Source organism: uncultured Gordonia sp. (genome assembly GCF_937858515.1).
Taxonomy (GTDB): domain Bacteria; phylum Actinomycetota; class Actinomycetes; order Mycobacteriales; family Mycobacteriaceae; genus Gordonia.
On record NZ_CALLZT010000059.1, the window covers coordinates 1 to 20,801 of the forward strand.

Sequence of the window (20,801 nt, forward strand, 5' to 3'; positions counted from 1 at the left end):
TGCGGCGGGACTGTTCGGCGAAGCAGTCCTCGCCGTAGGAGCAGTTCGTCGCGCCCAGGCATTCGCGTGCGGACACGCTGACCTGCCGCCACGCCCGGTCGGACACACCGGGTACCAGGTCGTCGCGGTCGCCGGTCTCGGTGTCCGAGGACCATTCGCGCAGCCGGGTCACCTCCCGTCCGGTGCGGGAGATCTCGAACGGGTCGAACAGTTCACCCTCGGGTTCCTCCGCGGTGGAACCGTGAATCTTGTTCAGGCACAGGTAGTTCGACCGCCCCTTGAGGATCGCGAACGACGGTTCGCGGCCGATGGGAGCCTTCAGCGCGGTCGCCAGGCGCGGCAGGTCGCGGTCGATAAGCTGGCGCTGCAACGCGATCGTGGCAGTCGACACCACCACGGTATGCCCGGACACCACCGCGTGCCGAATCGACGGGATCAGATACGCCAGCGACTTGCCGGTACCGGTGCCCGCCTGCACGGCCAGATGCTCACCGGTGTCGATGGAATGCGCCACAGCCGAGGCCATCCGCAATTGCCCGTCGCGACGGGTACCACCGAGAGCGGTGACCGCGACGTCGAGGAGTTCGGGAACCTCCGGCAGCGTATCGAGTGCGTTCTTGTCCTGTGAACTCTTACCCAGGGGGCTCATCCGGAGTACGCCGGCGAGCCGTCGTACAGCAGATCACCGTCGAGAACAACACCCGCCGCACGCATCTCGGACAGGGCTTTACGGCAGGTCTCGTTCGCCACCCCGGCGGTGTAGTTCAGCAGCACGCGGGTGGCCAGACCAGCGGCGACCGCGTCCAGTGCCGTGGCGCGGACACAGTGATCGGTGGCGATGCCGACGATGTCGACCTCGGTGATCGAGCGGGCCGCGAGCCAATCGGCCAGCGTCGTCGAGCCGTCCTTGGCGGTGCCCTCGAAACCGGAATAGGCGGCGCTGTACTGGCCTTTGGAGAACACTTCGGCCACCGTCGCGGTGTTGAACGGCGGATGGAACCACACGCCCTCGGTGTCGACGCGGCAGTGCGGCGGCCAGCTGTCGACGAAATCGGGATTGTCGGAGAAGTGATCACCCGGGTCGATGTGATAGTCGCGGGTGGCCACCGCGATCCGGTAGTGGGGCAGCAGGGTGGTCACTGCGTCGGCGACGGCGGCGCCGCCGTGGACGCCGAGCGAACCGCCCTCACAGAAATCGTTCTGCACGTCGACGACGATCAGGGCGCGGTGTGGAGCATGCATTTCGGACGCCTCCTGGACCTAAGGGCGGGTGGGGAGCTGATAACGGGTGGGGATCGCGGGATCGCCGTGTGAGAGACCGAGGCCCTCCCACGGCAGACTCACCAATCCGTCGGCGAGATGGGCACGGCTGTCGGTGAGGGAGGGCAGGTCGGCTACCGGCTCGCCGCCGCGTACCAGAGGTATCTGCAGGGGCCGCACCGACTGTCCGTCGCCGTCGGGGACCGGTCCGCCGGTGCGGTAGATGACCTCCTCGACGACGGTGCCGCTGGCGCGTGCCAGTCGGATCGCCGACTTGGCTCCGCCCACCGACGCCTTGTGACTGGCCCGTTTGGCCACCGCGATGCCGTCGACCTCCACGAGCTTGTACACCATTCCGGCGGTGGGTGCGCCGCTGCCGGTGACCAGCGAGGTGCCCACCCCGTAGGTGTCCACAGGTTCTGCCCGCAAGGACGCGATCGCGTACTCATCGAGGTCGCCGGAGACCACGATCCTCACGTCCGGGGCGCCGAGCGAGTCGAGTTGGTCACGCACCTGACGCGCCAGTACACCAAGATCACCGGAATCTATGCGCACCGCACCCAGATCCGGGCCGGCCACCTCGATGGCGTTACGCACCCCCTGGGTGATGTCGTAGGTGTCGACGAGCAGGGTGGTGCCCACCCCGAGCGCCTCCACCTGCGCGGCGAAGGCGGCCTTCTCGTCGGGGCCGTCCGGGCCGGAGAATCCGAGTGTGAACGCGTGCGCGGCGGTCCCGGCGCTGGGCACACCGAAGGTGCGGGCGGCCTCCAGATTCGACGTCGCAGCGACCCCGGCCAGGTAGGCGGCGCGCGCGGAGGCGACCGCGGCACGCTCGTGGGTGCGCCGGCCGCCCATCTCGATGATCGGCCGTTTCGCCGCCGCGCTCACCATCCGGGCGGCGGCCGAGGCGATCGCCGAATCATGGTTGAGGATCGAGAGGATCAGGGTTTCGAGGATGACCGCCTCGGCGAAGGTGCCGCGGACGGTGAGGATGGGGGAGCCCGGAAAGTACAGCTCACCCTCGCGGTAGCCGTCGATGTCGCCGCTGAAGCGGTAGTCGCGCAACCAGGCCACGGTGTCATCGTCGAGGAACTGTGCCACCTGCGCGATCTCGTCGTCGCCGAAGCGGAAGCGGGTCAGCTCGTCGATCAGCCGCCCGGTGCCGGCCACCACGCCGTAGCGGCGGCCGTCGGGCAGCCGCCGGGCGAAGACCTCGAACACGCACGAACGCGCTGCCAGCGGGCCGCGCAGCGCCGCCGACACCATCGTCAGTTCGTAGTGGTCGGTCAGCAGGGCTGTGTTGTCGAGACTCACAATCGCCTACCCTATTCGTATGCATGCGGACATATGGTGTGCGCACGAGGCTACTCCCGGTTCGACGGCGGTGGCCGAACCCGCGGTCGCCGATCCACAGGTTGGGATGGATCGCCCCTGGGTGACGATCGTGTGGGACGACCCGGTCAACCTGATGCGGTACGTGACGTTCGTGTTCCAGAAGATCTTCGGGTATTCGGAGACACGCGCCAACGAACTGATGCTGCAGGTTCACAACGAGGGCAAGGCCGTCGTGTCGGCGGGCGACCGCGACAAGATGGAGACGGACGTGCGCAAACTGCACGCCGCCGGCCTGTGGGCCACCATGCAGCGCGACACCTGACCGGTCCGCCCGTCGCCGCGCCTACCATGTGAGGCGTGCGCACTTGGAAACGTGAAGGCAGAGGCCGCTCCCGCCGGATCTGTGCGGTAGTCGAGCAGCACGAGGCCGAATTGCTGATCTCGATGATCACCTCACTGACCGACCTGCTGACCGAACGCGAGTCGAGTGCCCCACCCGCCGACGAACTGGCCGCGATCACCGGCATCCGCACCGGCCACCGCGACGCACCGCGCGACGTCACCCTCGGGCGTCTGCTGCCCGACTTCCATCGGCCCGACCAGGATGAAGAAATGTCCGCGGATGTGGTCAACGGCGATCTCAACGCCGGTCTGCGCAGCGTCAACGAACCGATCATCATCGACGCCAAACTGGCCGCGGCCAAGGTCGTCCTCGACACCGTGCCGCCCGGTGGTGGCCGGATCGCGCTCACCGACGAGGAAGCCCAGCAGTGGCTCACCGCCCTCAACGATGTGCGGCTGGCGCTCGGCGCGATGCTCGGCATCACCGAGGACACCCCCGCCGAACTGCCCCCGGACCACCCACACGCCGCGCATCTGGATGTCTATCACTGGCTGACGTTCATGCAGGACATGCTGGTCGAGGTGCTGATGTCGCGGTAGGGGTGTCCCGGAGAGGGAACCTTTTCGAGGTAGCTACGTGCGATTGTCTGCGGCGCAGACTTCTCGTCGGCTTCGTCTGTGCGAGATCCAGGTAGTCGACTACTCGTGTCCCACTCCTTTCGGTCTGTGACCGTTGTCGTAGCGGATCGCGGGATTTCGGATTCAGCGTCACGTTGCGAATCCTTGCCTGTCATTTCCGCTGTGAAACAGGTCAATTGACATTGTTGGGAGTGAAACATGACAAGCCAGTTGGAAAGGTCGTCCCCAGAAGGGGCGGATGAGGAATCGGCCGGAGAACCGTGCACTGCGTGTGACACCGCAGCGTGGTTCCGGTCCTCCGATGACGTCCGGACGGGCTTCATCCGGGGAATCGACGCATTCGATACTCGCCCCGTGACGTATAGCGTGATCGACGACGTTGCGATTTTCGAAGGGGATATCGCGCTCGGCAGCCCTGACGAGGTGGCCGCGATCACCGCCGAAGTCACGAACGCAACCGCGGCGGAGGTCGCGGCGGCAGTCGCCGACAATGAACCGGGCATCGTGGTGAACGGTATCGGTATCACAGGTCAGCGGTATCGCTGGCCGGGTGGCTTGGTGCCGTTCACATGTGTGTCATCGCTGCGGCCCTTGGTCAATCAGGCAATCGCGCACTGGCAGCAGAACACCCGTATCCGGTTCGTGGAACGTACGTCGGCAAACCAGAATCTCTACCCGAATTGGGTGTCGTTCGAAGTTCGCGACGGCTGCTGGTCGTCGGTGGGGATGCAAGGGACAGGTGCCCAGGTCATCTCACTGGGTGGCGGGTGCGGCTTCGGGTCCGCAGTTCATGAAATCGGGCATGCGGTAGGTCTGTGGCATGAACAGAGTCGCGAGGATCGTGACAGGTTCGTGCGGGTCGTGTGGGCGAATATTCAAAGCGGTCGCGAACACAACTTCAACCAGCACATCACTGATGGCGATGATATCGGATCGTACGATTTCGGGTCGATAATGCACTATCCGGAAACGGCCTTCAGCAATAACGGAAAGGCCACGATCGTGCCGGTCGGAGGCCAGGCCATCGGGCAGCGCACGGGTCTGTCTGCCGGTGACATCGCTGCCGTTCGCACACTCTATCCGGAACTCGAGCAGTCGCGTTCCTGGCGGGGCGTCCAGTTCTCGGGAAATGTGGCGGCCGGCGCCACCAGGCGGTGGTCAACCCATAGCTGGCCGTCGCATTGGTTCGTGGAATGGTTCGTCATCCCCACTGCGCCGGTCATTGATGGCAATGCGCAACTCGAATGGGTGGTGGGAACATCGAGGCAAGCCGAGCGGCTTGTCAAATATCACGTCGAGGTACGAAACCTCTCGAACTCGGCCGTGAGTTTCGACGCACGGTACCAAGTTCTGGGTTGGTCGCCGAATGTTATCTGAGGCAAGGAAGCGGACAATGGAGATCACACTGAAGATTGACGGCATCGACGTCGTCGCCAACTCGGTCGAGTCGGGCGAAATGAATCATGACGCCGGCGCAGCACGCGAGTACTCGGGCGCGAGCGTCGACGGCAACCATGCCGCGGCGGACTCCGTGGACGCCGATGGCGGACCGCCACCGGGCTGGCTCGTTGCCGTGATCGAAACCGCCGAAGCAGAAGCAGCTATGTCGTCCCTCGCCGAGGAACTGGGGGCTGCGGTTGATGGGGGAACCGGCATCTGACGGCAACCGGTCGGATGACATCGAATGTAGACACATATTCAACGAAGGAGATTTGAAATGCGATTCGGAACTCAGTTCACCGGCACGGTGACCGCAGGGCAGACAAGGACCTGGTTCACGCATAGCTGGAACGCGGCATCGAATGTCGTGTGGTCCGTCGTCCCGACCGCACCGGTGGTCGACGGCGCCGCCCAGGTGGAGTGGAAGGTCAGGTCCACCCGGCAGGCGACCAATCTGGTCAAGTGGTTCATCGAAGTCAAGAACGTCACGAACGTTCCGGTGACCTTCCAAGCCCGCTACGCTGTGCTGGATGGATAGTCCTGCTTCTGGCGTGTCGGATGACGACCCGTGCCCGGTTTCGATAGCTGTGGTTTTCGAAGAAGCAATCGAAGCAGGGTCCGGGTCGATCCACGTCATGCTGGAAGATGTCAGTCGTATCGATGCCGCAGCGGAGGTTGTCGCCGAGTCGGTGGATGGAATCGAGCACGACGTCGGGGCGGGTGACGGCGTCACGGTGGTGCTCGGCGTCCCCCCCGCGCGCCGCGACGCGGGCTTGAATATTCGCGTCCACGTTGATTGCAGTGGCAGCGGGGCGATCACCAGTGGTGACCGAATTACCACTCAATCCTATCCGGTTCCGGTTGGCGGTTCGTCGAACACGGCGACAGTGCGGGTGGTGACCGTCTAGCAATCCGGACGGGGGACCCATGTGGCGCTGCCGGTGTCGGCCAGCTCGGGAATGTTCTCGCAGGATCTTCGGTTGCACATCGTCATGTTGACTATCAGCCGCGATCTGGTCGATCGGATGGTTGCCCACGCGCGCGCCGACCATCCGGACGAGGCGTGTGGGGTGATCGCCGGACCGGAAGGTTCGGACCGTCCGGAGCGGTTCATCCCGATGCTCAACGCCGAACGTTCGCCGACGTTCTACCGGTTCGATTCGGCCGAACAACTCAAGGTGTGGCGCGAGATGGACCGCGCCGACGAGGCGCCGGTGGTGATCTACCACTCGCACACCGCCACCGAGGCCTACCCGAGCCGTACCGACATCTCGTACGCCGGTGAGCCGGGCGCCCACTACGTGCTCATCTCCACCCGCGACCCGCAGGCCGAGGAGGTCCGCAGCTACCGCATCGTCGACGGTGTGGTCACCGAGGAGCCCGTGGAGATCGTCCCCGCGTAGCCTGCGCGTTCGCCCATCATCAGCCCCCGACATCAGGAGACCTCATGGCTGTGACCGTGTCCATCCCCACCATCCTTCGCCCGCACACCGGCGGTGAGAAGCGCGTCGAGTCGACCGGCGCCACCCTGGCCGAACTCATCGACACACTCGAATCGGCGCATCCGGGCCTGAAGGAACGCCTCGTGGCCCCCGACGCAGCCGGCACCGACACGCTGCACCGCTTCGTCAATGTGTACGTCAACGACGAGGACGTGCGGTTCACCGGCGGCCTGGCCACCGTCGTCGACGACGGCGACGAGGTGACCATCCTGCCCGCGGTCGCGGGCGGCTGATCCGGCGGTGGCACGCTACGAATCGCTCATCGAATCGGTCGGCCACACCCCACTGATCGGATTGCGGCGACTCTCGCCCCGATGGGACGACGATGACAACGGCCCGCATGTGCGACTGTGGGCCAAGCTTGAGGACCGCAACCCCACCGGCTCGATCAAGGACCGCCCGGCGCTACGGATGATCGAGGCCGCCGAACGCGACGGCACGCTGGCGCCGGGCGCCACGATCCTGGAACCGACCAGCGGCAACACCGGCATCTCGCTGGCGATGGCCGCCAAGGTCAAGGGATATCGCCTGATCTGCGTGATGCCCGAGAACACCTCAGACGAACGCCGATCGCTGCTGCGGATGTTCGGGGCCGAGGTGATCTCCTCGCCCGCGGCGGGTGGATCGAACACGGCCGTCGCGATGGCCAAGGACCTGGCCGCCGCCAATCCGGGCTGGGTGATGCTGTACCAGTACGGCAACGAGGCGAACATGCTCGCCCACTACGAGGGCACCGGCCCTGAACTGTATGCCGACCTGCCCGAGATCACCCACTTCGTCGCGGGTCTGGGCACCACCGGCACGCTCATGGGAGTGGGCCGGTATCTGGGTGAACGCAAGCCCGGCGTACAGATCGTGGCCGCCGAACCACGCTACGGCGACGAGGTGTACGGCCTGCGCAACATCGACGAAGGTTTCGTCCCCGAACTGTACGACCCCGAGGTGCTGACCCGCAGATTCTCGGTGACCGGCGCCGACGCGGTGGCCCAGGTACGGGAACTGATCGACCTCGAAGGGATCTTCGCCGGGGTGTCGACGGGCGCGATCCTGCACGCAGCCCGCGCGATCGGACGGCAGGCACTCAAACGCGGCGAGCGCGCCGACATCGGGCTGGTGATGCCCGACGCGGGATGGAAGTATCTGTCGACCGGGGCGTACGAAGGTAGCCTGGACGACGCACAGGAGGTGCTCGCCGGGCAGCTTTGGGCCTGACAGCACTCCTCACCGAACGGTCTCGATCAGCAGCGAGGAACGACACGTGACCCATCCGATGCCGGCCGCGGCGGCCGAGCAGCCACGCAAGCCGCGCCCGCTGTGGCTGACGTCGGCGATCACCATGATCGCGATCGCGGCCGGGCTCATCGCGATCGAAGTGATCGACAACCTGACCCCGCACCACGATCTGGATGCCAACGGCATCGAACCCCGGCAGGTGGGCGGACTCGACGGGATTATCTGGTCACCGTTCCTGCACGGTGACTGGGCGCACCTGTTCGGCAATCTCGGCCCCGGCCTCGTGCTGGGGTTTCTGCTGCTGATGGCGCGTCGATTCCTGGTCGTCACGGGCATCGTCTGGGTGATCTCCGGAGTCGGGGTGTGGCTCACCGCGCCCGCGTACTCGATCACCATCGGGGCGTCGGGCATCATCTTCGGCTGGCTCACCTACCTGCTGATCAGGGGAATCTTCAACCGCAGCCTGTGGCAGATCCTCATCGGCGTGGTGGTGTTCCTGATCTACGGCTCGGTGCTGTGGGGGGTGCTGCCCACCGACGAGGCGATCTCCTGGCAGGGCCACCTGTTCGGCGCGATCGGCGGCGTGGTCGCCGCGTGGCACCTGGCCGGCCGTGATCGTCGCCGGCGCGCGCCGCAGGCGCTCCCGTCGTCAGGGGTGGGACTCTGAGTATCGAGGCCACCGCGCCCATCGGCATCTTCGACTCCGGAGTCGGCGGCCTCACCGTCGCACGCGCGATCATCGACCTGTTGCCCGACGAGGACATCGTCTATATCGGTGACACCGGAAACGGCCCGTACGGCGGGCTCACCATCCCGGAGATCCGCAAGCACGCCCTGGCCATCGGTGACGACCTCGCGGCCCGGGGCGTGAAGGCGATCGTCATCGCCTGCAACACCGCGTCGGCCGCCTGCCTGCGCGACGCTCGCGAACGGTACGCGCCGATCCCGGTCATCGAGGTGATCCTGCCCGCGGTGCGCCGCGCCGTGGTGGCGACCAAGACCGGCCGGATCGGCGTGCTGGGCACCGAGGCCACGATCGCCTCCCGCGCCTACCAGGACTCGTTCGCCGCGGCCCGCGACACCGTGATCACCGCGGTCGCGTGCCCGCGGTTCGTCGACTTCGTCGAACGCGGAGTCACCAGCGGCCGGCAGATCCTCGGGCTCGCACAGGGATACCTTGAACCGCTGCAGCAGGCCGACGTCGACACCGTGGTACTCGGCTGCACCCACTATCCGTTGCTGTCGGGGGTCATCGCGCTGGCGATGGGTGATCAGGTGACACTGGTGTCCAGCGCCGAGGAGACCGCCAAGGACGTCTTCAGGGTGCTCACCGAGCGTGACCTGCTGACCCCGCATACCGGACGCGAGGCGGTGCGGGTGTTCCAGTCGACAGGCGATCCGGAGTTCTTCGCGCGGCTGTCGTCGCGATTCCTGGGCCCGGCGGTGGGTCAGGTCCAGCACCTCTAGCGACGCCCCGGCAGTTAACCCGCCGAACATGTGACTGTTATGCGACTCGCAGCGCCGACGGCATGGCAAGGTAGGGGAATGCGCTTAACCGTGCTCGGATGTTCAGGGAGTGTGGGTGGCCCCGGTGCTGCATGCTCGGGGTACCTTTTGCAGCTTCCCGGACATCAGCCTGTGATCATGGAGTGCGGCCCCGGTGCCTTCGGTGAACTGCAGCGGGTCGTCAACCCACGCGAGGTCGCGGTCATGCTCAGCCACCTGCACGCCGACCACTGCATGGATCTGGCGGCGATGCTCGTATGGCGTCGGTACGCGCCCGAACCGGCCACCGAACGGGCCCCGCTGTGGGGTCCGCCCGGATGCCGCGCGCGGATCGGTGCTGGGTCCTCGGAGGTTCCCGGTCAGCTCGACGACATCACCGACACCTTCGACGTCCACGAATGGGGTACCGACGACGTGCAATTGGGCGGATTCACGATCCGGCCCTTCGTCGTCGACCATGTCCCCAATTCGTATGGATTCCGGATCACCGCCCCCGACGGCAAAGTACTCGCGTACAGCGGCGACACCGCACCGTGCGACGAACTCGTCGATCTGGCCACCGACGCAGACCTGTTCCTGTGCGAGGCGTCGTGGACGCATGCGCCTTCCGAACGGCCCCCGCACCTGCATCTGTCGGGCATCGAGGCCGGTGAGGCCGCGACCAAGGCCAACGTGAAGCTGCTGGCCATTACCCATGTGCCGCCGTGGACGTCCAAGGAGGCCATCTACGACGAGGTTCGGCAGACGTTCAGCGGCCGCATCGAGATGGTCTCCCAGGGACAGTCTTTCGAGCTGTAGCCGCCACGCGGGACGGGTACCCGTCCGGCCGCGTGCGCGGTCACCGATAGAGTTGGACACCGTGACGACACGAGCAGACGGCCGCGCCGACGACGAACTCCGCCCCATCACCTTCACCCGTGGATTCACCTCCCATCCGGCGGGTTCGGTACTCGTCGAGTTCGGCGGGACCCGCGTCCTGTGCACGGCGAGCGTCACCGAGGGTGTACCGCGCTGGCGCAAGGGTTCCGGGCTCGGCTGGCTGACGGCCGAGTACGCGATGCTGCCGTCGTCGACACATGAGCGGTCCTCCCGCGAGTCGGTGCGCGGCAAGATCGGCGGCCGCACCCACGAGATCAGCCGCCTCGTCGGGCGGTCACTGCGGGCCTGCATCGACCTGGCCGCGCTGGGGGAGAACACCATCGCCGTCGACTGCGACGTCCTGCAGGCCGACGGCGGCACCCGCACCGCCTCCATCACCGGCGCGTACGTGGCCCTCGCCGATGCCGTCACCTGGCTGGGGGCGGCCGGCAAACTCAAGGATCCGCAGCCGCTCTCGTGCGCGATCGCCGCGGTCAGCGTCGGCGTCGTCGACGGCCGGGTGCGCCTGGACCTGCCGTACGAGGAGGATTCGCGCGCCGAGGTCGACATGAACGTGGTGGCCACCGACGCCGGTACCCTCGTCGAGGTGCAGGGTACGGGGGAGGGTGCGACGTTCCCGCGCGCCACCCTGGAGAAGCTGCTCGACATGGCCGAGATCGGCACCGACGCCCTGTTCGAGGCTCAGCGCGAGGCGTTGGCGCTGCCGTATCCGGGTGATCTGCCGGGTGCCAAGTGACGACGATCCTGCTGGCCAGCCGAAATGCCAAGAAGCTCACCGAACTGCGCCGCGTCGTCGCGGCGGCCGGGATCACCGGTCTCGATGTGGTGGGTCTCGATGACGTCCCCGAGTTCGCCGAACTGCCCGAGGACGGCGCGACGTTCGAGGACAATGCGCTGATCAAGGCGCGCACGGGTGCCGCCGCAACCGGACTGCCCACTCTCGCCGACGATTCGGGGATCAGCGTTGACGCCCTCAACGGGATGCCGGGGGTGCTGTCAGCGCGGTGGAGCGGGACCCACGGCGACGATGCCGCCAACAACACGCTGCTGCTGGCCCAGCTGTCGGATGTTCCCGACGATCGTCGCGGTGCGGCGTTCGTCTCGGCATGCGCGCTGGTCCGTCCCGACGGTACCGAAACCGTGGTGCGCGGCGAATGGCGAGGCACTCTCGCACGAGAACCGCACGGCATCAACGGTTTCGGCTACGACCCACTGTTCCTGCCCGCCGACGCCCTCGCCGCCGGCCGATCATCGGCCGAACTGAGCGCCGAAGAAAAAGACTCCCTCAGCCACCGCGGCAAGGCCTTGTCCGCCCTCGTCCCCGAACTCCGCGCCCTCGCCGCCGGCTAGCCCCGAGATCTGGTCAAGGTAACTAATCATCTTGATCCCTGAGGCCGAAGCGACGAAGGAGCGAGGGTCACGAAGGGTCCGGTGACCCGACCGCATGACGCAACCCCGACACCCGCCCTCAGATCCCGAACTGCGCCTTCACTTCCTTCGTCCGCTGATGCTCGACAACGAACGACAGGAACGGAATCGTCCCGGCGAGCGCGGTCCAGATGATCTTCCCCGCCGACCACCGCACCTTGATGGCCAGGTCGACGGCCATGATCAGGTACACGAAGTACACCCACCCGTGCACGATCGGCACGAAGTCGAGGGCGTCGACATCGAAGCCGTACTTGAGGGTGAGCTCGGCGACCAGCAGCAGCAACCAGAGTCCGGTGATCCACGCGAGCACCCGGTAACGCAGGAGTGCGCTCTTGACCGATGCGGTGGATGCGGTGGGTTTGGTGGTGCTGATCTCGGGCACGAACAACTTCCTTACACGTGATGCGGGCAAACGGTTGACGACAGGTTGTGGTCAGCGCGAGGTGGGTTCGGGATCGTCAACGCCACGACGCGGGGCGTCGGCCCGGTTCAGTTCGGCCAGATACCGGTTGTATTCGCGCAGGCCGGCATCGGCACCCGGATCGATCGGTGCGATCAACGATTCCGCGCTCGGTAAACTCTGGCGCTCGGGCAGGATGCCGTCCGGGATCTCGACGGCACCCTTGCTTCGCGGCGAGAGCTTCTCGACCTCGCCGGCATCGTTCTCCAGCACGACGAACCGCCGATAGGCGTACACCACCGCCGCCGCGAACGCAGGCCACTGCAGGGCGTACCCCAGGTTCTGGGCGGTGCCCGACGCCGACTCATATCGCGACCACTGCCACCACGCCAGCGCCAGACACGCCGCCGCGGCGACCACGACCAGCACGATCAGCGCGGGCCGGTGGCGGGTGCGGCCGGAACGGGCAGAATCCATGTCCCCGACGGTACCCGTACGACGCAGGTCACAGCGCACGCGGTACGCTTGGCGGCGCACGCGCGAGTGGCGGAATTGGCAGACGCGCTGGATTTAGGTTCCAGTGTCTAAGGACGTGGGGGTTCAAGTCCCCCCTCGCGCACTATTCGAACGTGCTGGTCAACCCCGTTTTTGGTGGTTGACCAGCATAGATGGCCCGAATCGGTGGGTGTGCGAAGGTGTGCATTGGTGCCGGTATGTGTAACAGAATTGGGCAAGAATTGGGCAAGGACTCCGGCCGACTCTCACGCGGGGCACCGGACCTGAAACAACAGAAGAGCCCCCACCCGCAATGGGTGGGGGCTCTCGTCGATCTGGGGTGTCGGCACCGTATCAGGGCCACTGGGCGGGAGTGTCTAGGCCGGATTGGCATCGAGCCAGGTGTTGGTGCCCTGCACGGTCATGTTGGTCCCGGAGCCGGTGACGGCCAGGTGCAGGAGGTCGCCATCGGTGAGCGAGACGCCGGTGACCGTGATCGTCGTCGTGGTTGAGCCTGGGAGTGCGGCACTGCCGATCTCGGTGCCGTTGCGCTTGATCCGGCCGGTACCCCCACTCGGACCGGTGTTCGCGACACGGGCTGTGACGGTGGCCGTTCCCGACCCTGACACCACCATTTTGTGGTCCGACACGGTCGCCGGGTAGGTGCCGTCGGAGGTCCAGTTGTTCACCGGGTCGACGGTGGCGTAGGCGATGGTCCGATTGCCGGACTTGACGATCCGCTGCCGGTCGAGGGTTTGCGCCTGGACCTGCTCACTGTAGGTGGCGGCCACGCTGGTGATGTCGGTGATCATCCGGATTGCCGACACCTGCTCGCTGTAGGTGACCGCGACCGTCGTCACGTCGGTGACTGCCCGCACGGCGATCACCTCCTCGCTGATGATGGCGGTCACCGAGGTGAGGTCGGTGACCAGGCGGGCCGGGACGACGGTCTGCGACCATGCGATCGTGGCGGTGGTGAGGTCGTCGAGATCGACCGCTGCGATGACCTGCTCGGACCAGGTAACCCCGACGGTCGTGACGTCGGTGAGGGTACGGCCCCCGCCCTGCGCCTCCACCACCTCGCTGTAGGTGACACCGACGGTGGTGACGTCGGTGATTGCCCGGATCGCCGACACCTGCTCGCTGTAGGCGGCAGCGACCGTCGTGACGTCGGTGATGGCGATAGCCGGGACCACGATCTGTGACCACACCACGTCCACGGTCGTCACGTCGGTGACAGCATGCGCCACGATCGCGGTCTCGCCGATGGTGGCGGCCACGGTGGTGATGTCGGTGATGGCTCGGACGGCGGTGATCTGTTCGGACCATGCCGCGCTTACGGTGGTGATATCGGTGAGCGCCTGGACGGTGCCGACCTCCGATGCCCACACCGCGGCCACGGTCGTCACGTCGGTGATCGACCGGACGGCGAGGATGGTCTCGGTCCACGTGACGGTGGCGGTGATGCGGGAGATGATCGACAGCGGCGGCTGCGGGATCGTGCCCGGCGGCAGGGACGACACCGACCCGGCCATCGACGGCAGAGACGACACCGACCCGGCCATCGACGGCAGAGACGACACCGACATCGGTTAGTCGACCTCGATCTGCGGTGTCACAAGCAGCTTGCCCGCGCCCGTGAACTCCTGCGGCGCAGGTGAGCCACCGGCCTTGATCTCGTTCACCTGCACCAGCGAGCCGCCCGTGGACGCGAGGAAGTATCCGATATGCGTGTACACGCCGGCCGGGACGTCGATCTCCACCTGCGATCCGGTGTAGACACCATCCCCGGCCGTACCCGACGACCAGGTGGTCTGTTTGCGGGCAGCGGATGCCTCCGCTGATGCCGACGTCATCGCCGCGACCCAGGTGGCCTTTACGGCGAGGTCCCCGGCCAGGGCCTCCTTGGTTGAACCTTGCGACAGTGGCATGCACTTCTCCTATCTCTTTTGTACTGCTATTGGATTCGGTGGACGTTGCCGACCGCGAGGCAGATGTCGAGGTCGTCACCGGTCTGGGGGACGGTCAGCATCAGCCGGTACCGCAACCCCGCCGGCAGTGCGTCGCACACCGCCGATTCCTGCCGGAATGCGATGGTGCGGGCGGTGATCTCCGATGCCGTCCAGGTGGTGATGACCGCGGCGGTGGTGGCGGGGTTGCGGGCGAACTCGATCCGCGCCACCACCGCCGGGTCGAGGTCGGGGTCAAGGTCGGCAATGGTCCAGGAATGGACGAAGTCCGCACCCCGGGACAGGATGAGTGCCTCGTGTGCGGGCCGGTGACCAGCCATCATTGCTCCTCTACGGTCGGGCGGACCTCGCGGTAGCCGAGCTGGGCGAGCGCTTCATGGATCGGGACCGCAGATGCGCACCGCAGGAGCGCGGTCATGCCGTTGGCGGGGTCCCCGTCAGCATCGACGACGCACCCGTTCTCGTCGGCGAGAAACACCTCGGTGCACAGTTGTTCGGCCTGATGCTGCGAGTGGGGGCCGACCTGGATACCGACCGCTTCGAGCGTTTCGGCCATGCCGGGGAGACCAGCGATGGTGCCGAGCACATCCAACCGCGGGTAGGTGACCAGCAGGTGCCGGCCATCAGCGCACCGGTACAGGTTGGTTACCGGACAGTAACGGGAGTCGTTCTCCCACAACAATATTGCGTCAATCATGACCGTTCTTTCCTCAAGGCGAAGAACACTCCGGGCGCGCCGTATCCGCCGGCACCAGGGGCGGCACCTGCGCCGCCACCTGCGCCGCCACCCCCGCCACCACCACCCCCGGGGTAGCCGCCGTTGCCGCCCGCGCCGCCCTTGTTGCCGGACAACAGATCACTCGCCGACCCACCGCCACCCGCACCGGATCCGCCACTTTTCGTGACCGCCGCCGGATCAGCACTATTACCGTTCCCGCCGCGTGACCGGGGAGCACCACCCAGGCCACCAGCTGCCACCGCAGACGGCTCACCAGCTGCCCCCGGAGCCGGGTTGTAGAAGCCGGACCCCGCGGGGATCGAGGTTCCGCCCGCACCGCCCGCACCGGGAGACGATGATGTCGGCGTGAACCCATACGGACTCGCGATGCCTCCAGCGCCAGGAAATGACGCCGCGAATGAGCCAAATGACGTATCCCCGTTCTCTGCCGCGATGGTCACCGGCACATCCACCGACGATTCGCCGTCCAATATCTCGGACACATCCAGCGTGTACACCTGGTATCCGCCTCCGACACCGCCCGCACCGCCCGCACCATACTGACTCCACACACCCGACGATCCGGTACGTCCACCCCCGACGCAGATCACCACCAATTCCGTCATCTGATCAGTGACCGTGAACACCCCCGACGAGGTGAACGTGGACACGATGTAGCCGTTGAGCACCGCATCCTTGATCGCTCTGATGGTGTAGTTCGCACGCTCGGGAGTCGACTCATCCGGGGCCGAACCAAACCAGCCCGAGAAGATGCCGGTGATCAGGTTTTCCACCAACGACATTGGCGCCAATGCGCCGCCGCCGAGTAAGAATTCCAGCAGCAGATTCCCGAGATTCGATGCTGCGCCGCCGAAGAAGTTCTGCACCAGCGGCTGCACATCAGCCGGTTCCTCGACAGTCGTCGCCGACGAGTCGTCGGCGATGTCGCCGAGCAACTCACCGAACATGGTGGTGATCGCTGTCATCGGGCCGTTGGTCATCGTGCCGCCGGGGGTGGCCAGCAGCTGGTCGCCGATCTTGTCCTTGGTCTGATCGGCCACCACCTCCGGATTCAGATTCTGATGATGAGCGGGCAGCTCACCGATGGTCAGCACCCCTTCGGGAAGGTTCGACGCATCAGGCAGATTCGGGGTCGTCACAACGTCTCTCCCTCTTCCGGGTGATACCTGGTCACCACACGCCTGGCCCCGGCCTCCAGCTGGTACAGGTCGGCCTGCACCTTGAGCAGCTGCGCGCGGTCGGTGCGGACCTCCTCACCGATACGGTTGGTCCGCCGATCCAGGTCGACGATCGCCAGCGCATCCTGATCACGCTGACGGGCCAGGCCCTCCACCGCCGCCACCGCCACCTCGACACGGGCCGCGAGCCGATCAATGTCATCACGCAGATTCGTATTGTGATCATTGGTGACCTGATCGCGGATCTCATTGGCCTGAACCTTGATCCGCCACGTGAACACCGCAGCCAAAATCCCCGGCAACGCGATCAGGAAATACGCGCCGATATCGAACCAGTCATTCGCATCCTGAGTCACCGGGTATGCCGCCCGCCGACAGCCGCCAGAAACGCCTGCGCCGCATCGCCCGCCGCGAGTCCGAGGTAACGCGGATCGTGCTCGGACCAGCCCGCCGCGCGCGCCCTGTCCACCACCGTCCCAGCCACGTCATCTGCGAATCGCTGCGCGCGCATCGCCATCAGATCACCGGCGGTGTACCGCGGCGCCGCCGACCGGGGAGCGACCCCGCGCAACGCGGTCGCGACGTCGGCGTTGCCCCGCGGCGTCAAGCCGTTGCGGGTGGCGCGCTGGGCGAGCACCCCGGCAACCATCACCACGGCGCCGAGCACGGTCGCTGCCGTCTGCGGCATACCCGTCCAGGTCGCCGTGGCCCACGTCCCGAGTGTGACCGTGGCCGAGGCGAACGCGCAGATCGTGTTCGACCAGCGCCGCCACCACGGCTGCGCCTGCAACGCGGCGGCGAGGGCGTCCTCGATCGCCGTCGCGAGTGCCGCGCTCACCGGGCGCCGCCATCGATCTGCGCGAGCACACCCGCCGCGCCGGCGTCCCCTTTGGCGGCCTCGCGGCGAATGAGCACGATGCACGCCGGATCACCCAGCAGCGCATTGCGTTCCACGAACTCCTCGTGGATGCGGGCGTCGATGTTGAGCACGAACCCAGCCAGGGTGTCGACGAGACCGTCACCGGCGCGGTACTTGCTGCGGGACGGGAACCTCTTGGTCAGCTCCTCGGCAGCCAGATCGGACATGATCGTTCCCTTCTGAGTCGGTAGTAGTCGTGGGCCCAGCGCCTTGCAGATCGCCAGGCGCCGGCGGCGGTCATCGAGGCCGTTGGTACCTCCGTTGATCGCCCGCGTCACCGCGACCACATCGTCGGCGTCAGCGAGCGCGCTCAGCTGGGGGCGGGCGATCGTCCAGTACCAGGCCGCACCCAGACCCGCGAACCGGTCACTGCCCAGTTCGTTGGGCTCGTCGACGAAGTACGTCGGCGAGGTCACCAGACGCTTGGCGAACGCCCACAACGACACCTGGGCGTGGTTATGGCGGCCGGTGATCTGCAGCCACCCGTGCCCACGGAACCGGAACCCGTCACCAGGCTCGGTGTTGCCCAGATCAGCGCGACCCTCATACCCACGCTGGGCGGGCGTCGGACCCCACAGCTCGGCCGGGTGCCGCAGACCGGCCGACTCGTGCCCGATCTGCGCGCACCAGTGAGCGGCCCGCAATGGGGTGGTGATCTGCGCCAGGCGCATCGACTCGACGAACGCCGGCAGCAGCTCGCGGTACCGGGCCACCGACATACTGGCGCCCATCGCTTCGGACAGCACCTCGGCCGTCACACCGTCCGGCGCCACCGGTGTGGGCGCAGGAGCACCGATCGGGCACGCCGTGTACCCCTTCCCGGCCACGCACGTCGCGGCCTGATCGACCGACTGCCAGTAGATGTTCGGCGCGAAACCGGAGTCCACGACGAGGATCTCCCGACGCGCCAGGTTGTAGCCGGCGACGAACCGGTAGTGGTAGACGAAACCCCCGGAGTACCCGACATTCTCGCCACGAGCTCCGCGAGGATAGTTGCTCGGCGGCACCATGATGTTGTCGACGACGCCATACCCGGCGTTGACCGACCCGATGATGTCGTCGAAGTACCGTTCGGTCGCCCCGGTGGAGGCGGGATCGGCGATCTCGCGAACCACATACCCGGGATTGCCCAGGCGCCGGTTGAGCACATCACGCACCAGGCCGACGTGGTCGGTGCCGTTCACGGTCGTGCCGAGATCGCGGGCCAAGGTCGCCTCGTCGACGCGCAGACCGCGCACGATCAGCGCCTGCTGAGCGGCCGCCGGACCGCAGAACCAGCCGGTGTCCTGCGACACCGTCGGCCGGGTCCGGTCGAAGGGCAGGACCACATCACCGTTCAATGCTTCACCTTCTTCGCCTGGGCGCGCTTGGCCTTCGGAGGTTTACGACGCAGCGCGGCCGGGATCTCCGGAGCCGTTGCCACGCTCGCGAACCCGAACTCGGCCGCCGGCAGTTCACCGGCCGGGTTCGACAGCACATCGGCGGCCTTGCCGGGGGTGTGCTGGCCCAGTTCCTTCTTGATCCACTTCGGCAGATAGTCCTGCTGGCCGGCGGCCACGAAGTTGGTCGACCGAACCCCGGTGCGCGCCATCACCTTGGCCACCGGCTCGAACATCTCGTGCACCGACAGCAGCGGCACCTCCTGCAACGCGAACGCCACCGCCAGCGCACCGGTCAGCGCCTCGGTGTGCCAGGTCTGCTCGGCATCGAGCCACTGCCAGGTCCGCTCGGCGGTCACCCACGCCTTCAGCGGATCGGCGGCCGCGGTGGGCGCGGTGTCGACGACCTCACCGGCGACCGCATCACCGGTGTCGGCGGCCTGCATATCCTCGGTCATCCCCACACTCCGATCTGCTGCAGCCCGGTGAAGGCCTTGGACACCAACGCAATCAACCTGTCGAGGGGACCCTGGTTGGCACGCGGATCACCGAACGTGGCCTGCCACTGCGGCGCCTTCCCCTCACCCCAGGCCAGGTCGAGCTGGCGGCACCGCTGCACGAACACCCGCGCGCCCAGGTACTTCACGGTCGCCCCGACCCGATCGCCGAGCCACCAATGCCCCTGCCCCTGATCACCGATCAGCCACGGCGAGGCGTCAGCGATCTGCAACGTGAAACTGGTGTCGGGGTCGGTCTCGCGGCGCCGCGAACGCAGCGCCATGATCGCGGCCGGGGTATAGGCCTGCATCACCCCGGTCGCCACTGTCTCCAAATAGTGACCCCAGCCCTGTTCGGCGGCACGCAAGATCAGCGGCACCGACATATAGGGCAGCAGACAATCCTTGTAGATCGGTTCCAGGAAACTGTTCAGAGCCCCACCCAGGGAGCCGATACCGAACCCGAGACCGGGGATAATGATGTTGTCGCCCAACAGATCCGCCGCATAATTCACCCCAGCACGCAGCAACTCATTGACCCCGGGCATCGACCGGCCACCGGCGGTGATCCGGCACGCCCCGCCCGGTACCCGCGAGAACTCGGTCTGCTGAATACCGGTGACCTCACCGTCGCGGTACACCACGTACGGGTGCTCCTTGAGCGTCCCGATCCAGTTCGGCACCCGATACTGCGAGGTGTCCACAATCGGGGTACCGGTGAACAGATCGTAGGAATCCTCCACATTGCCGGTGGTGACATCGGCGATCGCCCGCGCCAGCCCGGTCGCGAGATTCCCACCCATCGAGGTGCCGGTCCGGAACCCCGACTTGTCGACGATGTCGACCACGAGGGTGCCGTTGCGCAGCGCCGGCGCACCCGGCCACGCCGGCGGATCACCGGTCAACCACCGCCGCGTCACGATCATCAGCTCGGCGTCCTCACACACCGGGGCGGCGATATCCCACCACGACTGCATCGCGCCGGTAATGATCGTCGGCGGCGAAATATCAGCACCGAGCGCACCCGGCTTGACGACGATCTGCGCATCAGCCCACAACCCTGCACCCCACCCGGCCGAGTTCAACGGATCGGCATTCAGGTTGAAGTTCGTGAGCGAGAGGCGCCACAGGTTCACTGCGAGAGTGAGTTTCAGGCCGTAGATGGCCGGGCACCACAGGAACCAGATCTTCGGGATCTGGATCACCGACAGCGGCAGGAACGGCGACGGCGCCACGTGAACGTTCTTCAGTTCCTCCATGTCGCCGGCGAACTCGACGACCACCACGTCCTTCTCGCCGCGAATCAAGGTGGCCTTGCGCATGCGGCCACCGACCCGGGCACCGTCCTTGTCGATGGTGACGTGCACATTCCTGGTCCCGCGTTCCTCCTCTTCGAGAATCCAGAACGCCAGGAACGTGCCCCGCTCATCATCGAGATCGATCGGCAGGGTCAGGGTGAGCTTCTCGGTGTCGTTCAGCGGCAGCGACACATTCCCCGAGATCTCCGAGGCCAGCACACCACGGTAGTGCCAGTTACCGTCCCACAACCTGATCCACGGCTGCTCGACCCGCTGCTGGATGCGCTCATTGCGCAGTTCCTGCGCCCACAGCCGGAAATCTTCGAGCTCCTGCACGCGCTCCTGAATGGCCGCCATCA

General features: G+C 66.4%; 29 protein-coding genes and 1 tRNA gene. 15 read left to right on the forward strand and 15 right to left on the reverse strand.

Going from position 1 to position 20,801, the window contains the following annotated elements; translation table 11 throughout:
• The 3 genes from Q0627_RS04775 to Q0627_RS04785 form a co-directional block, all read right to left on the reverse strand.
• On the reverse strand, nt 1-649 hold a 649-nt coding region (locus Q0627_RS04775), incomplete at its 3' end, for an ATP-dependent DNA helicase (RefSeq protein ID WP_367180757.1).
• Nucleotides 646-1,242 carry an isochorismatase family protein gene (locus Q0627_RS04780; protein ID WP_291015509.1) on the reverse strand — a complete coding sequence of 199 codons (597 nt, stop codon included), beginning with the start codon at nt 1,240-1,242 and terminating at the stop codon, nt 646-648. The genes Q0627_RS04775 and Q0627_RS04780, both read right to left, overlap by 4 nt.
• A gap of 18 nt (nt 1,243-1,260) precedes the next feature.
• On the reverse strand, nt 1,261-2,574 hold the full coding sequence (locus tag Q0627_RS04785) for a nicotinate phosphoribosyltransferase (RefSeq protein WP_291015510.1): 1,314 nt from the start codon (nt 2,572-2,574) through the stop codon (nt 1,261-1,263).
• 19 nt (nt 2,575-2,593) lie between these two features.
• Between Q0627_RS04785 and clpS the strand changes: the two genes are divergently transcribed.
• From clpS to Q0627_RS04855, 14 genes are all read left to right on the forward strand, one after another.
• Nucleotides 2,594-2,917: an ATP-dependent Clp protease adapter ClpS gene (gene clpS, locus Q0627_RS04790; protein WP_291015511.1), complete on the forward strand. Its 324-nt coding sequence runs from the start codon at nt 2,594-2,596 to the stop codon at nt 2,915-2,917.
• Between the two features lie 35 nt (nt 2,918-2,952).
• Nucleotides 2,953-3,537 carry a DUF2017 domain-containing protein gene (locus Q0627_RS04795; protein WP_291015512.1) on the forward strand — a complete coding sequence of 195 codons (585 nt, stop codon included), beginning with the start codon at nt 2,953-2,955 and terminating at the stop codon, nt 3,535-3,537.
• Between the two features lie 393 nt (nt 3,538-3,930).
• Nucleotides 3,931-4,953 carry a M12 family metallopeptidase gene (locus Q0627_RS04800; RefSeq protein WP_291015513.1) on the forward strand — a complete coding sequence of 341 codons (1,023 nt, stop codon included), beginning with the start codon at nt 3,931-3,933 and terminating at the stop codon, nt 4,951-4,953.
• A gap of 16 nt (nt 4,954-4,969) precedes the next feature.
• Entirely contained in the window at nt 4,970-5,236 is a 267-nt protein-coding gene (locus Q0627_RS04805) for a hypothetical protein (protein ID WP_291015514.1), read from the forward strand.
• Nucleotides 5,237-5,293: 57 nt separating this feature from the next.
• Nucleotides 5,294-5,554 carry a hypothetical protein gene (locus Q0627_RS04810; RefSeq protein WP_291015516.1) on the forward strand — a complete coding sequence of 87 codons (261 nt, stop codon included), beginning with the start codon at nt 5,294-5,296 and terminating at the stop codon, nt 5,552-5,554.
• Nucleotides 5,547-5,924 (forward strand): hypothetical protein, encoded by a 378-nt coding sequence (locus Q0627_RS04815; RefSeq protein WP_291015518.1) that lies wholly within the window; start codon nt 5,547-5,549, stop codon nt 5,922-5,924. Before Q0627_RS04810 ends, Q0627_RS04815 begins: the two co-directional genes overlap by 8 nt.
• 84 nt (nt 5,925-6,008) lie before the next feature.
• Nucleotides 6,009-6,419, forward strand: a complete 411-nt coding sequence (locus Q0627_RS04820) for a M67 family metallopeptidase (RefSeq protein ID WP_291015520.1) — start codon at nt 6,009-6,011, stop codon at nt 6,417-6,419.
• A gap of 44 nt (nt 6,420-6,463) precedes the next feature.
• Nucleotides 6,464-6,751, forward strand: coding sequence for a MoaD/ThiS family protein (locus Q0627_RS04825; RefSeq protein ID WP_291015522.1), 288 nt, complete (start codon nt 6,464-6,466; stop codon nt 6,749-6,751).
• A gap of 7 nt (nt 6,752-6,758) precedes the next feature.
• The gene (locus tag Q0627_RS04830) at nt 6,759-7,730 is read left to right on the forward strand and encodes a PLP-dependent cysteine synthase family protein (protein ID WP_291015524.1); all 972 of its coding nucleotides are present in this window, start codon (nt 6,759-6,761) and stop codon (nt 7,728-7,730) included.
• 58 nt (nt 7,731-7,788) lie between these two features.
• A complete protein-coding gene (locus tag Q0627_RS04835) occupies nt 7,789-8,418 on the forward strand; it encodes a rhomboid family intramembrane serine protease (protein WP_291015544.1) in 630 nt (209 codons plus the stop codon).
• A complete protein-coding gene (gene murI / locus Q0627_RS04840; RefSeq protein ID WP_291015545.1) occupies nt 8,415-9,218 on the forward strand; it encodes a glutamate racemase in 804 nt (267 codons plus the stop codon). The genes Q0627_RS04835 and murI overlap by 4 nt, the downstream gene beginning before the upstream one ends.
• Before the next feature lie 78 nt (nt 9,219-9,296).
• Entirely contained in the window at nt 9,297-10,055 is a 759-nt protein-coding gene (locus Q0627_RS04845; RefSeq protein ID WP_291015526.1) for a cyclic nucleotide-degrading phosphodiesterase, read from the forward strand.
• Between the two features lie 61 nt (nt 10,056-10,116).
• Nucleotides 10,117-10,872 carry a ribonuclease PH gene (gene rph / locus Q0627_RS04850; protein WP_291015528.1) on the forward strand — a complete coding sequence of 252 codons (756 nt, stop codon included), beginning with the start codon at nt 10,117-10,119 and terminating at the stop codon, nt 10,870-10,872.
• On the forward strand, nt 10,869-11,486 hold the full coding sequence (locus Q0627_RS04855; RefSeq protein WP_291015530.1) for a non-canonical purine NTP pyrophosphatase: 618 nt from the start codon (nt 10,869-10,871) through the stop codon (nt 11,484-11,486). The genes rph and Q0627_RS04855 overlap by 4 nt, the downstream gene beginning before the upstream one ends.
• Nucleotides 11,487-11,604: 118 nt before the next feature.
• On the opposite strand, the gene Q0627_RS04860 is transcribed toward Q0627_RS04855, so the two are convergent.
• Nucleotides 11,605-11,949, reverse strand: a complete 345-nt coding sequence (locus Q0627_RS04860; RefSeq protein ID WP_291015532.1) for a DUF3817 domain-containing protein — start codon at nt 11,947-11,949, stop codon at nt 11,605-11,607.
• Between the two features lie 51 nt (nt 11,950-12,000).
• Complete coding sequence (locus Q0627_RS04865) at nt 12,001-12,444, reverse strand: transcriptional regulator (protein WP_291015534.1); 444 nt, start codon at nt 12,442-12,444, stop codon at nt 12,001-12,003.
• Between the two features lie 60 nt (nt 12,445-12,504).
• Here Q0627_RS04865 and Q0627_RS04870 point away from each other — a divergent pair.
• A tRNA-Leu gene (locus tag Q0627_RS04870) sits at nt 12,505-12,586 on the forward strand.
• A gap of 253 nt (nt 12,587-12,839) precedes the next feature.
• Here the strand turns inward: Q0627_RS04870 and Q0627_RS04875 are convergent.
• The 10 genes from Q0627_RS04875 to Q0627_RS04920 are packed head-to-tail and all read right to left on the reverse strand — an operon-like array spanning nt 12,840 to nt 20,799.
• On the reverse strand, nt 12,840-14,051 hold the full coding sequence (locus Q0627_RS04875) for a hypothetical protein (protein ID WP_291015536.1): 1,212 nt from the start codon (nt 14,049-14,051) through the stop codon (nt 12,840-12,842).
• Between the two features lie 3 nt (nt 14,052-14,054).
• Nucleotides 14,055-14,393 carry a hypothetical protein gene (locus tag Q0627_RS04880; RefSeq protein WP_291015538.1) on the reverse strand — a complete coding sequence of 113 codons (339 nt, stop codon included), beginning with the start codon at nt 14,391-14,393 and terminating at the stop codon, nt 14,055-14,057.
• A gap of 26 nt (nt 14,394-14,419) precedes the next feature.
• Nucleotides 14,420-14,752, reverse strand: coding sequence for a hypothetical protein (locus Q0627_RS04885; RefSeq protein WP_291015539.1), 333 nt, complete (start codon nt 14,750-14,752; stop codon nt 14,420-14,422).
• Nucleotides 14,752-15,129, reverse strand: a complete 378-nt coding sequence (locus Q0627_RS04890) for a hypothetical protein (protein WP_291015540.1) — start codon at nt 15,127-15,129, stop codon at nt 14,752-14,754. The genes Q0627_RS04885 and Q0627_RS04890 overlap by 1 nt, the downstream gene beginning before the upstream one ends.
• Nucleotides 15,126-16,310, reverse strand: coding sequence for a hypothetical protein (locus Q0627_RS04895; RefSeq protein WP_291015541.1), 1,185 nt, complete (start codon nt 16,308-16,310; stop codon nt 15,126-15,128). The genes Q0627_RS04890 and Q0627_RS04895 overlap by 4 nt, the downstream gene beginning before the upstream one ends.
• A complete protein-coding gene (locus tag Q0627_RS04900; protein WP_291015542.1) occupies nt 16,307-16,705 on the reverse strand; it encodes a DUF2746 domain-containing protein in 399 nt (132 codons plus the stop codon). Before Q0627_RS04900 ends, Q0627_RS04895 begins: the two co-directional genes overlap by 4 nt.
• The gene (locus Q0627_RS04905) at nt 16,702-17,187 is read right to left on the reverse strand and encodes a hypothetical protein (RefSeq protein WP_298808041.1); all 486 of its coding nucleotides are present in this window, start codon (nt 17,185-17,187) and stop codon (nt 16,702-16,704) included. The genes Q0627_RS04900 and Q0627_RS04905 overlap by 4 nt, the downstream gene beginning before the upstream one ends.
• The gene (locus tag Q0627_RS04910) at nt 17,184-18,608 is read right to left on the reverse strand and encodes a C39 family peptidase (protein ID WP_298808043.1); all 1,425 of its coding nucleotides are present in this window, start codon (nt 18,606-18,608) and stop codon (nt 17,184-17,186) included. Before Q0627_RS04910 ends, Q0627_RS04905 begins: the two co-directional genes overlap by 4 nt.
• Nucleotides 18,605-19,105, reverse strand: coding sequence for a hypothetical protein (locus Q0627_RS04915; protein ID WP_291012270.1), 501 nt, complete (start codon nt 19,103-19,105; stop codon nt 18,605-18,607). Before Q0627_RS04915 ends, Q0627_RS04910 begins: the two co-directional genes overlap by 4 nt.
• Nucleotides 19,102-20,799, reverse strand: coding sequence for a hypothetical protein (locus tag Q0627_RS04920; protein ID WP_291012268.1), 1,698 nt, complete (start codon nt 20,797-20,799; stop codon nt 19,102-19,104). Before Q0627_RS04920 ends, Q0627_RS04915 begins: the two co-directional genes overlap by 4 nt.
• Between the last annotated feature and the right edge of the window lie 2 nt (nt 20,800-20,801).

Coding starts and splice junctions, on each gene's coding strand:
- Q0627_RS04780 (WP_291015509.1), bottom strand. CDS start 1,242: ATGCATGCTCCACACCGCGCCCTGATCGTCGTCGACGTGCAGAACGAT.
- clpS (WP_291015511.1), top strand. CDS start 2,594: ATGCATGCGGACATATGGTGTGCGCACGAGGCTACTCCCGGTTCGACG.
- Q0627_RS04805 (WP_291015514.1), top strand. CDS start 4,970: ATGGAGATCACACTGAAGATTGACGGCATCGACGTCGTCGCCAACTCG.
- Q0627_RS04810 (WP_291015516.1), top strand. CDS start 5,294: ATGCGATTCGGAACTCAGTTCACCGGCACGGTGACCGCAGGGCAGACA.
- Q0627_RS04815 (WP_291015518.1), top strand. CDS start 5,547: ATGGATAGTCCTGCTTCTGGCGTGTCGGATGACGACCCGTGCCCGGTT.
- Q0627_RS04820 (WP_291015520.1), top strand. CDS start 6,009: ATGTTGACTATCAGCCGCGATCTGGTCGATCGGATGGTTGCCCACGCG.
- Q0627_RS04825 (WP_291015522.1), top strand. CDS start 6,464: ATGGCTGTGACCGTGTCCATCCCCACCATCCTTCGCCCGCACACCGGC.
- Q0627_RS04835 (WP_291015544.1), top strand. CDS start 7,789: ATGCCGGCCGCGGCGGCCGAGCAGCCACGCAAGCCGCGCCCGCTGTGG.
- Q0627_RS04845 (WP_291015526.1), top strand. CDS start 9,297: ATGCGCTTAACCGTGCTCGGATGTTCAGGGAGTGTGGGTGGCCCCGGT.
- Q0627_RS04865 (WP_291015534.1), bottom strand. CDS start 12,444: ATGGATTCTGCCCGTTCCGGCCGCACCCGCCACCGGCCCGCGCTGATC.
- Q0627_RS04875 (WP_291015536.1), bottom strand. CDS start 14,051: ATGTCGGTGTCGTCTCTGCCGTCGATGGCCGGGTCGGTGTCGTCTCTG.
- Q0627_RS04880 (WP_291015538.1), bottom strand. CDS start 14,393: ATGCCACTGTCGCAAGGTTCAACCAAGGAGGCCCTGGCCGGGGACCTC.
- Q0627_RS04885 (WP_291015539.1), bottom strand. CDS start 14,752: ATGGCTGGTCACCGGCCCGCACACGAGGCACTCATCCTGTCCCGGGGT.
- Q0627_RS04890 (WP_291015540.1), bottom strand. CDS start 15,129: ATGATTGACGCAATATTGTTGTGGGAGAACGACTCCCGTTACTGTCCG.
- Q0627_RS04915 (WP_291012270.1), bottom strand. CDS start 19,105: ATGACCGAGGATATGCAGGCCGCCGACACCGGTGATGCGGTCGCCGGT.
- Q0627_RS04920 (WP_291012268.1), bottom strand. CDS start 20,799: ATGGCGGCCATTCAGGAGCGCGTGCAGGAGCTCGAAGATTTCCGGCTG.